Below are 12,368 nucleotides of genomic sequence, written 5' to 3' on the forward strand. Positions count from 1 at the left end.
ATCCTCAGGAACTAACCCAAATAAAACCGTATCCCGCAGTCCTCAAACCACAACCTGAAAACGAACGGGACAAATGCTATCTTTTCCGTTGAATTAAGCTAATCACTCCCTTCATAGACTCAACTAGCTGACCATCAACACAATAGTGGGAATATTCATCGACATCGCAATCATCTGAACTCATCGTTACCCCAGCTTTCCGGTATTTCATCGAAGAAGGCTTAAGTTGACCTGCCGAACTGTGAACTTCCGTCATACCAAATTCCAGAAATTTACTGACGTTACTTACCCTGACTCCCGCACCCGGCATAATAATTGGCCCCTGACTGGCTTGAACCAGCTCTTTCAACAAGGGTAACCCCATTTCAGCATTTTGCTGCTGGCCTGAAGTTAAAATGCGCTTTACACCGAGTTCTGTCAGTTGTTCCAGAGCGGCATGTGGATCAAAGCACATATCAAAAGCACGATGAAAAGTAACCTCCATATTCCCTGACAACGACATCAATTGTCTCATCCGAAGTCGATCGATATGACCCACTTCATTCAAAATACCAAAGACAACGCCCGGAAATCCCATATCCCGGAGATAGGCGACATCATTTTTCATGACTTCAAAATCAATGTTGTTGTAACAGAAATCGCCCCCTCTTGGCCGTACAATCGGATGTACGGGAATAGATATCTGCTGTATAGCTTGCCGCAATGCTCCTGAGCTAGGAGTCAAACCACCTTCCGGCGGGCTTGCACACAATTCAATGCGATCAGCGCCTGCTTTTTGCGCAATCAAAGCACAATTTACGCTATAACAGCAAATTTCCAGCGTTATCATTAAAAGCCCCTCATTATAGCTTCGCAACAGACCATTTATACCCTTCCTTCTTCAATCGACTGATTTATTGCCCCTTATTGATTGGCTATTCTGCAACTCGAAATCTATTAGATATATCTGTTCCCAAAATCATTATGAAATTAATGATAATGAGATTGCGTGAAAAAAAATATTTATAAAACAATGAGTTAAATGAAACATCGGACTTGAAAATTAAAATATAGGTATTTATACACAAGCAAAGAAGCTGCCCAAAACATTCTCCGCTCAGGAATTGCCTCTTACTCTATAGTATTAGACATGTTTTCCGCCAATCACAACGTTGGAAGGTTCACACTCTGGAACATTGAGTAAACATTTGGACGAGAAATATTTAATTTTGTGATAATAACCAATATATAATATCTGTATATGGGATTGATGCCTTGATGGATTCCAAGCCTCACGTGATAAGTGAGACTTCTTTTGATTAATTACTGACTAAACTTCACTCTTGACAATGTCTTTGATAGAAAAAGGATGAAACTTAACCGTGACTTCACTATTTGTTATAGCCAATGTTGGATTCGGTAATCTTTCATTATTTCCTTTAGGGTGACTCTCCTTTGTATGAAAACCCTCAGGCAGAGGATCTGGAAGCAATCTGTAAGCTTCATCCATAAGTTGCTCTGGCTGTGTTGGCAGAACAAGTTCAATATGCTCCCACCCTTGGTGAATATATTGTTTTTGACTCGGATAAGGCAATTCAACACAATCAATCCGCCAGCCAAGTAAGATTATTGATTGTTCCAATTCAAACAAACAGATTGATCGTCCATTAATAATGCTTTCAGACATCAAATGACCACATTGTAGAAAACCCTGGTGCCAACGCTCTGCCAGTGAAACTTGATTACAACGCAGTGAAATATGATCTGCGGGATATTGCGCAAAATCCAAACCAGAATCTTCGCCAAATTGTTTTAATTTTTGCGCAAACACACCCAAATCAGCAGCTAAATCCTGCAATTCAGGAACTGTTGAAAAATGAATCATTTTATTCTCATTAAAAAAAACATCAAAATCGTTCTCTCCCCCTGCAAAACATAACCTAAGTAATGTTAAATGGCGAAGAATCGACTGAAAGGCAAACTGAAAACGAAAAGTAATACCACCACCAGCGGCTGATAGTAGCATGCAGGATACTGAATATGATATAAACCCCGTTATTTTCTCATAACCCACGCGTGTGAAAGCATGTGCATAATTCAAATGCAGAAACTTTCGTGCGTAACTTAAGGTAACACGGTGAATATTCAAGGCATTCTTTCAGAAAAAATCAGCCACTCGCTGATTGCAGCTGGTGCTCCAGCCGACAGTGAAGCTCACGTCCGTCAATCTGCAAAAACTCAGTTTGGTGACTACCAAGCGAATGGTGTCATGGCGGCAGCTAAAAAAGTGGGCATGCCACCTCGACAATTGGCAGAAAAAGTCGTTAGTTTGCTGGATCTGCAAGGAATTGCCAGCAAAGTTGAAATTGCAGGGCCGGGCTTTATCAATATTTTTCTGGATAAAAGCTGGATTTCGGCCAATATTGAATCAGCGCTGAAAGACGAAAAACTGGGTATCGCTCCAGTCGAATCTCAAACCATTGTTATCGATTATTCTGCACCGAATGTTGCCAAGCAAATGCACATTGGCCACATTCGTTCTACTATCATTGGCGATGCAGCGGCACGTACCCTTGAATTTCTGGGGCACAAAGTCATTCGCGCCAACCACCTTGGTGATTGGGGAACCCAATTTGGTATGCTGATCGCCTATCTGGAAAAAATCCAGAATGAAAATGCCAGCGATATGGCTCTCGCGGATTTAGAAGAATTCTATCGTGAAGCCAAGAAGACTTACGATGAGAACGAAGAGTTTGCCGTTCGCGCCCGTAATTACGTAGTAAAACTGCAAGGTGGTGATGAATATTGCCGTGCAATGTGGCGTAAACTGGTTGATATCACCATGTCACAAAATCAGGAAACCTATAATCGCCTGAATGTCACCCTGACTGAAAAAAATATTATGGGTGAAAGTTTGTATAACGATATGCTGCCAGGTGTCGTTGCAGATCTGAAACAGAAAGGCCTTGCTGTTGAAAGCGACGGCGCTACCGTGGTCTATCTTGATGAATTCAGGAATAAAGAAGGCGAACCAATGGGAGTTATCATCCAGAAAAAAGATGGTGGCTACCTTTACACTACAACAGATATCGCCTGTGCCAAATACCGCCATGAAGTTCTGCATGCCGACCGCGTCCTTTATTATATCGATTCACGCCAGCATCAACATTTAATGCAGGCATGGACGATTGTTCGCAAAGCCGGTTACATTCCTGAATCTATGTCACTTGAGCACCATATGTTCGGCATGATGTTAGGCAAAGATGGCAAACCTTTCAAAACCCGCGCCGGCGGTACAGTAAAGTTGTCTGATTTATTGGATGAAGCCATTGAACGTGCGCATACCCTGATCCGTGAGAAAAACCCGGATATGCCTGAAGATGAACTGAAAAAAGTCGTCCAAGCTGTTGGTATTGGTGCGGTGAAATATGCAGATCTTTCCAAGAGCCGTACCACAGACTACGTTTTTGATTGGGACAACATGCTCGCATTTGAAGGCAATACTGCACCTTATATGCAATATGCCTATACCCGCGTAAACTCTATCTTCAAACGTGCGGAAATTGATGAAAGCAGCCTGACACAACCAGTCATTCTAAACGAAGAGCGTGAGCAAGCTCTGGCAACCCGTTTGTTGCAATTTGAAGAAACGATCACGACTGTTGCCCGCGAAGGTACACCTCACGTAATGTGTGCTTACCTGTATGATTTGGCTGGCTTATTCTCTGGTTTCTACGAACATTGCCCAATCCTGAATGCAGACAGCGAAGAAGTGCGCCAAAGCCGTCTGAAATTGGCTCTGCTGACAGCAAAAACCTTGAAACAAGGCCTTGATACTTTGGGTATTCAGACTGTAGAACGGATGTAATAACTTTTTGCTAAAACTGGCATGACTTTTCGTGCCAGTTTTCCTGCCTACCCAATATTTTCTCCCTCTTTTTATATTTCCAATAAATAATCGGCATGAAAAAGATTGAACACATAAAAACAATGTTGACACAAAGAAAAGAAGAATCTGATCACGCTGAATGTTTAAATGAATTATGTCGGCAAGAAAGTCGGAAGTGATGCCGCTCAATAAATAATTGGGCGGCATTTAACAAAGGTTTGATCAGCTAAATAATTAACCCGATATATGGACACCGACTTAATTCAAGTAGATGAGGGCATTTTTCTGACAACATAGTCGCAAACATATATCGGGTTAAGCTAGGCTATTGGCTCAATCAAGACCCTTATGTAATTATCAACATAATTTGACATAGGGTAGGTGATTTGTTTGTTTAGTTGTATATTCAAAGTTTGCTAATGCCCTCATGATGAGGGCATTTAAGCTTATATTTGGTGACAGTGTCACATTAGAACTTTTCTACACTAATGGTTCTTTCTATGCTAGTGGTTATAGCGGATCAACTTTAAGACAAGATACCGCATGTTTAAAGCTGCCTTCTAGCAATGGCCGGGTTTTGGCACATTCAGCATCGGCCATTGGGCAACGAGTGCGGAATACACAGCCAGACGGAGGGTCAATCGGTGAAGGGAGTTCTCCTTCCAACAATTCAATATGCTTGTTACGTTCTTTGTCCGGATCAGGAATGGGTACAGCAGACATGAGTGCACGAGTATAAGGATGCAGCGGGTTATGATAAACCTCATCGTAAGTTCCCAGTTCCACCGAATGTCCCAAATACATCACCAATACGCGATCTGATATGTGTTTCACTATCGATAGGTCATGAGCGATAAATATCAGGGAAAGCCCCATTTCACGCTGTAACTCCTGCAACAAGTTAACAACCTGCGCCTGAATGGAAACATCCAGCGCTGAAACAGGTTCATCACAGATAACTAATTTAGGCTCCAAAATCAAAGCCCGGGCAATGCCAATACGTTGACACTGTCCGCCTGAAAATTCATGGGGATAACGGTTTATCAGGTTAGGCAATAACCCTACCCGCATCATCATTTTTTTAACTTTTTCTTTGATCTCCATGACTTTCATTTTGGGGTAATAAGTTCTCAACGGTTCTGCAATGATGTCACCGATGGTCATACGCGGATTCAGTGATGCCAAAGGGTCTTGGAAAATCATTTGGATATCGTTACGAATATCCCGCCACTGTTTATCATTTACCTCCAGTAGATTTTGTCCGAGCCAAGTGACCGAGCCACCAGAAGCCTTCACCAATCCAATCACTGCTCTGGCGAATGTTGATTTTCCGCAGCCAGACTCTCCTACAACCCCCAGAGTTTCTCCTTCGTAGAGCCTGAGTGTGACTCCGTCCACCGCTTTTAAGGTTTTCGACGGCTGCCAGAACCACCGTTTCCCATCTTTGATATCAAAATAAACCTTGAGGTCATTGACTTCCAACAGGACACGTTTTTCAGCTATTTCGCTCATACTAATTCCTCTTGGCATTTAAAGCAGGCACGCAAGCGCCCAAGGTCAAAACTTTCCAACTGCGGTTCCTGCTGAGCACAACGCTCAATAGCAAACTGACAACGCGGCTGGAATGGACATCCTTTCGGTAAACGCAATAAATTAGGAGGGTTGCCTTGAATGGTCGTCAATATCTCTTCATCACCATCCAAACGAGGAACCGCATTCAGTAATCCGATGGAGTATGGATGCGTAGGGTGGTAAAACACGTCACGTGCAGTGCCGTATTCCATTGTTCTTCCAGCATACATGACCAACACTTTGTCGCAAATACCGGCCACCACACCCAAGTCATGGGTGATCATGATAATGGCGGTGTTAAACTCTTTTTTCAATTCGTTGAGTAATGTCATGATCTGTGCCTGAACCGTTACGTCCAGTGCAGTTGTCGGTTCATCAGCAATCAGCAGTTTAGGCTGGCACAATAGTGCCATTGCAATCATGACACGCTGGCGCATACCACCAGAAAATTCGTGCGGATACATTCTCATACGTTTACGGGCTTCTGGCATTTTAACCGCATCCAGCATTCGGATAGACTCTTCAAGAGCTTCTCCTTTGCCCATATTTTTATGCAGCATCAGCACTTCAGTTAATTGCTCCCCCACCCGCATGTAAGGATTCAGGGACGTCATGGGATCCTGAAATATCATCGAGATCTCTTCCGCCCGCATCTGGTTTAACTCTTTTTCTTTCAGATTGAGAATTTCTCTGCGGTTAAAGGTAGCAGAACCGCTGACAGAACCATTACTGGCCAGTAATCCCATTAATGCAAATGCTGTCTGTGATTTACCAGAACCAGATTCTCCCACGATCCCCAGCGTTTCTCCCGCCTGTAAATCAAAATTCAGTTTATTTACGGCAGTTACGTTACCATCAGGAGTGCTGAACACGACATTCAGATCTTTGACTGATAATAGAGATTCATCATTTTTTGAAGTTTCTAGGCTATTCATAGGCTCTCCTTAACGGTCTTTTGGATCGAGGGCATCTCGCAGGCCGTCACCAATAAAGTTAAAACAAAACAGGGTCATCACCAGAAAGCCTGCCGGAAATAACAGTAACCAAGGAGCCACTTCCATTGAGTTGGCACCATCACTTAGTAAAGCACCCCAACTACTGAGCGGCTCCTGAGTTCCCAAACCCAGAAAGCTCAAGAAAGATTCAAACAGGATCATACTGGGTACAAGTAATGAAGCATAAACCACCACAACACCCAAGACGTTTGGCACGATATGGCGTAGAACGATATGACGGGTAGAAACCCCACCAACCAATGCTGCTTCAATGAATTCCTTGCGTTTTAAGCTCAATGTCTGTCCTCGGACAATACGCGCCATGTCTAGCCACGATACCATGCCTATCGCAACGAAAATCAGCAGGATATTTTGACCGAAGAAAGTGACCAGAAGGATAACGAAGAACATGAATGGGAAAGAGTTGAGAATTTCCAACAATCGCATCATGAGCATATCAACTTTGCCGCCAAGATAACCTGACGTCGCACCGTACAAAGTACCGAACAACACGGCAATCAAAGCTGCGGCGACCCCGACCATCAATGAAATACGCCCGCCAATGGCAACACGTACCAACAGATCCCGTCCTGATGAATCAGTACCAAAATAGTGGCCGGATTCAGAATCCGGCGGCATTGTCATCATATTCCAATCGGTATCATCGTAAGCAAATTGCGACAGTATTGGAGCCAGAATGACAAATAATGTAATTACAAGCAGAATACATAAACTCGTAATCGCCGCCTTGTTATGTATAAAACGACGGCGTGCATCCTGCCACAAACTACGACCTTCAATTTCCAATTGCTCGGAGAAACTTTCCAGAGCTTCGCTATTTTTTTTATTCAGTAACATTGCGTGCTCCAGTCTTAGTAACGAATTTTCGGATCAATGACGGCATACAAGACGTCAACAATGGCGTTAAACATAATGGTCAATCCACCTACCAGAATCGTCAGACTGAGTACCAATGAGTAATCTCGGTTTAATGCGCCATTAACAAATAACTGGCCCAATCCGGGTAAACCGAAGATGGTTTCAATAACCATTGAACCCGTGATGATGCCGACGAATGCAGGTCCCATATAAGAGATTACAGGTAATAAGGCGGGTTTTAACGCATGACGCAGGATAATTTTTCGCAGTGGTAATCCCTTGGCCCGGGCAGTACGAATAAAGTTGGAATGTAAAACTTCTATCATGGAACCGCGGGTAATACGGGATATGCTGGCAATATAAGAGAGGGAAAGTGCAACCATTGGCAAGAGCATATATTTAGGCGCCCCGCCATTCCAGCCTCCTCCCGGCAGCCATTTTAATGTAATGGCGAATATCAGAACCAATAAAGGAGCAACTACGAAGCTGGGGATGACAACCCCCGTCATGGCAAACCCCATGACCGTGTAGTCCCATTTTGTATTCTGATTTAATGCTGCAATAACCCCCGCACTGACACCCAATATCACTGCCATAATAAAGGCAGCGAAACCCAATTTAGCAGAAACAGGCAAAGCTTCTGCAACCAGATCATTTACACTGTAGTCTTTATACTTAAATGAAGGGCCAAAATCCCCTTTGGAAAGTTGGATTAAATAATTGAAATATTGTTTATAGATAGGGTCATTCAGGTGGTATTTCGCTTCAATATTTGCCATCACTTCCGGCGGTAGCTTCCTTTCTCCTGTAAATGGGCTACCCGGTGCAAGCCGCATCATAAAAAACGAAATTGTGATGAGAATAAAAAGTGTCGGGATCGCCTCTAAGCAGCGGCGTAAAATAAATTTTAGCATTGCCCGTTCCTATTGTTTAGCCAAACCGTGGCCTTAAAATAATCTGACATTCAGGTGGTGCCATTAATGACACCACCTACTGATTCCTAGTGTTTTATTATGTATAGATCTTTGGTGTGGTAGTTATCCAATGGATCTTTTCCGGTATAACCACCCACATAGGGTTTTAATAAACGAGAATTTGTGTAGTAATAGATTGGGACGATAGCGGAATCTTTATCTAATTGAGCATTAGCTTTAGCATAAATTTCAGCCCGTTCTTCATCAGTTTTTGCTTGAAGAGATTGCTTCATTAACTCGTCGAATGCTTTACTCTTATAATGAGAAGTGTTGTTACTGCTGTGGGATAACATAGGATTCAAGAAAGTAGAAGCTTCATTATAATCAGCGCACCATCCGGCGCGGGCTACATCATAATTGCCCTGATGACGGGAGTCGAGGAACGTTTTCCACTCTTGGTTTTCAAGAGAAATGTCAACACCGATATTCTTTTTCCAAACGGAAGCAGCAGCAATAGCTAATTTTTTGTGTAGGTCAGAAGTGTTGTACAGTAATTTTACTTTCAAAGGATTATCTTTGGTAAATCCAGCTTCTGCCAAAAGTTTTTTCGCTTCTTCGTTACGTTGTTGCTGATTTAATTTAACGTACCAATCTGGTTTCTCATCTTTAAAATCAGCAATATATGGTGGGGTATAACCATAAGCAGGTATATCTCCCTGATTTTTTACCTTATTAGTTAAAAGAGCTTGATCCATTCCCAATTTCAGTGCGGTACGTACTCTTGGATCGTTAAATGGCACCCTTTCGTTATTAATTTCATAGTAGTAAGTGCACAATTTCGGATTTATACGCAACTGTTCGGGGATCTCTTTTTTCAGCTTTTGGAACAATTCAACCGGTAAGTTGTCATAACTCATCTCAATTTCGCCAGCACGATAACGGTTAACATCCGTGATTTCAGAAGAAATTGGTAAAATAGTGACTTGATTGATAACTGTATTTTTATCATCCCAATAGAACGGATTTCGCTCAAAAACAAGGCGTTCATTGATCACCCAGCTTTTCACTTTATAAGCGCCATTACCCACAAAATTCTGTGGTTGTGTCCATCTATCACCATATTTTTCTACAGTTGCACGGTGGACTGGTGATGTACTTGTATGGACAAACAACCTGACTAGATAAGGAACAGGCTCACTCAGCGTTAATTGTAATGTATGATCATCTAATGCCTTCACACCCAAAGTTTCGGGTTTTTGTTTACCGCTAATGACATCATCAACATTAACAATATGAGCATATTGCATAAAACTTGCGTAAGGGGATGCAGTATTTGGATCTACCAACCGACGAAAGCTATAAACAAAATCCTGCGCAGTGACAGGGTCACCATTGGACCACTTTGCATCTTTGCGTAAATGGAATGTCCAAACTTTGAAGTCCTGCTGACTGTCCCAACTCACTGCTACACCGGGGATAATTTTGCCGTCAGGGTCATTAATAACCAACGTTTCAAATAAATCACGGGCAATGTTGGATTCCGGCACACCCTCAATTTTATGCGGGTCCAACGATTGGGGTTCCGAGCCATTGTTACGAACCAGCACCTGTTTTGCAGAGTCTGCGAGTTGCACACCCGCGGGTACTTGCGCAGCAAAGGCCTGCCAGCCCATCATCATACCCAGGGCTACCGTAATTCCGGCAGCCAGTTTTTTCTTTGTTGTGTTTATCATCTTATTGTTACTCCAATTAATATCATCTGACTCGTTAGAGCTATATATACATATTGGGATGGTTATTCTATGCATTCAAAGGAACTATTTTGCTTACAGCAAGACAATGTTTTATTAAAAGATCACTTATCAACTTTTTTGATGTATAAATTCTTTAGATCGACACAATCAAGAGGATCTTTACCTATCATTCCACCAATAGTAGGACGAATAAGGCGTACACTGACACGGTAATAAACAGGAACCATTCCTGAATCCTTATCAAGTTGAGCCTCAGCCTGTTGATAAAATTCCTGGCGGGTGACATCATCTTTTGCGACAAGTGCCTGACGAAGATAGTTATCAAACGCCTCACTTTGATAGAAACCAGTATTATTACTGCTAGTTGACAATAACATATTCAAAAAAGAGGAAGGTTCATTGTAATCACCGCACCATGTTGCTCTCGCAACATCATAATGTCCTTCATGACGGTTCTGGAGAGAGGTTTTCCATTCCTGATTTTGCAATGTGACTTTTGCACCAATATTTTTTTGCCACATAGAAACCGCAGCAATAGCTTGTTGTTTATTCTGTTCTGACGTGTTGTACAATAAAGTAAACTTTAGAGGATTGCGGGCATCAAAACCGGCTTCTTTTAACAATTCCCTTGCCCGCTGATTACGTTGTTCCTGTGTCCAATTCGCCCATTCCGGATTAATGGACAAACCACCACCAATATAGGTTGGTGTAAAACCATACGCTGGAATCTGCCCCTGCCCCATAATTCTTTCAGTAATGATATCGCGATCAAGACTCAGTTTTATGGCCTCACGTACTCGTTCATCTTTAAACAATGGTTTTTGGTTATTAATTTCGTAATAAAACGTGCACAGAAAAGGTGAAACTTGCAATTGATCGGGAATATCCCGTTTCATTTTTTGGTACAGATCAGGGGGAATAGCGCTGTTAGTAATATCTATTTCCCCACTACGATAGCGGTTAACATCACTGATCCCCGAAACGACAGGCAGGAAAGTGCCATTTTCAATGATGGTCTCTTTATTGTTCCAATACTGTGAATTACGCGTTAAAACAAGTCGCTCATTGACTACCCAGTCTTTCAATATATAAGCACCATTGCCAATATAGTTTGCCGGCAATGTCCACTTATTGCCCCATTTTTCTACCACATCTTGCCTGACAGGTTTCATTGCTGTATGACTTAACATATCAATCAGATAAGGCACAGGCAGGCTGAGTGTTACCTGGAAACGACGTTCATCCAACGCCTTGACACCCAATTGATCCGGTGCTTTTGTTCCGTTCAAAATATCATCGGCATTCTGCACATGGGTATATTGTAAATAACTGGTATAAGGAGAACCGGTGTTCGGATCAGCAAGACGACGCCAGCTATAGACAAAATCCTGTGCAGTTACCGGTTTTCCATCACGCCATTTAGCATCTTCACGTAAATAGAATGTCCAAATCTTGTGACCTTCATTTTCCCATCTTTCTGCTACTCCGGGCACCGTTTCACCATTTGGCCCTGTCGTTACCAGTCCTTCCAGTAAGTTACGAATCACAACAGTTTCTGGATTACCTTCTACTTTATGAGGATCCAATGAAGTCACCTCAACTCCATTATTAATGGTTATTTCTTGTTTTTCGGCTAATGTGACTCCCGCAGGAATAACCGCAGCAAAGCTTTGGGCAGCAGGTAATGATAATAAAACGATACTCGAAACTATTTTCCCCAATTTTGATGATTTTTTCTTCATTTTTTGCTCCAAATTATCAACCGCAAATGGATCGTTTTTAATCTGTTAACTCTGATAATTTATTTATTTCATTAACACATAGTATTTAATATGTTAAAAAATAACGCTCACATAATAATTGTTATACAATATCCATAATCGATTTATTAAGGAATTAAAAAAAATCTGTTATTTTTTGTATAAATCTCACTATAAAATAAACACAACTAACTGAAAATTATGGTTTTTATTTTACTCTTTCAATATAAAAATCATAATATGCCATTGAAAAAGAAAATAAACATTATTTTAACAAAATGCAATCACCACAGAGTAAAAATCCACCTCCATCACAAAATACCAAAGCAAGACACCAATCTGTTAAAATTATGGAAAGGAAAATAGTGTGAAAAATTACAGTATGATTTTGAGAGAGTAGTAGACTAAGTAAGAATAAAACATAAGTAATCCTTTTTAAAAGAATTACTCAGAAATGGTGTTAATACCCAACCATTTTTTGATTGGCTATTTATTGGCTGAATTTGAGCTAATTAACTCATCTTATTAAGTAGAATATTTCATATTTTTACATTAACGCTATAGATAAATACATTGGTGATATTACCTATGCAATATAACAACAATCCTATAAAAAACTTAATATA

9 protein-coding genes are annotated in these 12,368 nt (G+C 41.5%); 1 reads left to right on the forward strand and 8 read right to left on the reverse strand.

The genetic code is table 11. The features are described from left to right. Positions 1-76: 76 nt before the first annotated feature. Together cutC and AACQ81_RS04195 are read right to left on the reverse strand one after the other, a co-directional pair. Positions 77-829: a copper homeostasis protein CutC gene (gene cutC, locus AACQ81_RS04190; RefSeq protein ID WP_237386421.1), complete on the reverse strand. Its 753-nt coding sequence runs from the start codon at positions 827-829 to the stop codon at positions 77-79. A gap of 480 nt (positions 830-1,309) precedes the next feature. Next, entirely contained in the window at positions 1,310-1,864 is a 555-nt protein-coding gene (locus tag AACQ81_RS04195) for a VOC family protein (RefSeq protein ID WP_237386454.1), read from the reverse strand. 252 nt (positions 1,865-2,116) lie between these two features. On the opposite strand from AACQ81_RS04195, the gene argS reads away from it, so the two are divergent. Then, entirely contained in the window at positions 2,117-3,847 is a 1,731-nt protein-coding gene (gene argS, locus AACQ81_RS04200; protein ID WP_237386422.1) for an arginine--tRNA ligase, read from the forward strand. A gap of 531 nt (positions 3,848-4,378) precedes the next feature. Here argS and oppF read toward each other — a convergent pair. The 6 genes from oppF to AACQ81_RS04230 all read right to left on the reverse strand — a co-directional run bounded on the left by oppF (position 4,379) and on the right by AACQ81_RS04230 (position 11,724). Then, a complete protein-coding gene (gene oppF / locus AACQ81_RS04205) occupies positions 4,379-5,380 on the reverse strand; it encodes a murein tripeptide/oligopeptide ABC transporter ATP binding protein OppF (protein ID WP_237386423.1) in 1,002 nt (333 codons plus the stop codon). Then, positions 5,377-6,375 (reverse strand): ABC transporter ATP-binding protein, encoded by a 999-nt coding sequence (locus AACQ81_RS04210; protein ID WP_237386424.1) that lies wholly within the window; start codon positions 6,373-6,375, stop codon positions 5,377-5,379. Before AACQ81_RS04210 ends, oppF begins: the two co-directional genes overlap by 4 nt. A 9-nt stretch (positions 6,376-6,384) precedes the next feature. Next, positions 6,385-7,293 carry an oligopeptide ABC transporter permease OppC gene (gene oppC / locus AACQ81_RS04215; RefSeq protein WP_237386425.1) on the reverse strand — a complete coding sequence of 303 codons (909 nt, stop codon included), beginning with the start codon at positions 7,291-7,293 and terminating at the stop codon, positions 6,385-6,387. A 14-nt stretch (positions 7,294-7,307) separates the two neighbouring features. Continuing rightward, positions 7,308-8,228 carry an oligopeptide ABC transporter permease OppB gene (oppB, locus tag AACQ81_RS04220; protein WP_237386426.1) on the reverse strand — a complete coding sequence of 307 codons (921 nt, stop codon included), beginning with the start codon at positions 8,226-8,228 and terminating at the stop codon, positions 7,308-7,310. Positions 8,229-8,314: 86 nt separating this feature from the next. After that, positions 8,315-9,961, reverse strand: coding sequence for an oligopeptide ABC transporter substrate-binding protein OppA (gene oppA / locus AACQ81_RS04225; RefSeq protein ID WP_237386427.1), 1,647 nt, complete (start codon positions 9,959-9,961; stop codon positions 8,315-8,317). 122 nt (positions 9,962-10,083) lie between these two features. Beyond that, the gene (locus AACQ81_RS04230; RefSeq protein ID WP_237386428.1) at positions 10,084-11,724 is read right to left on the reverse strand and encodes an ABC transporter substrate-binding protein; all 1,641 of its coding nucleotides are present in this window, start codon (positions 11,722-11,724) and stop codon (positions 10,084-10,086) included. Positions 11,725-12,368: the final 644 nt, after the last annotated feature.

This window comes from Xenorhabdus sp. Sc-CR9 (genome assembly GCF_963897815.1).
Taxonomy (GTDB): domain Bacteria; phylum Pseudomonadota; class Gammaproteobacteria; order Enterobacterales; family Enterobacteriaceae; genus Xenorhabdus.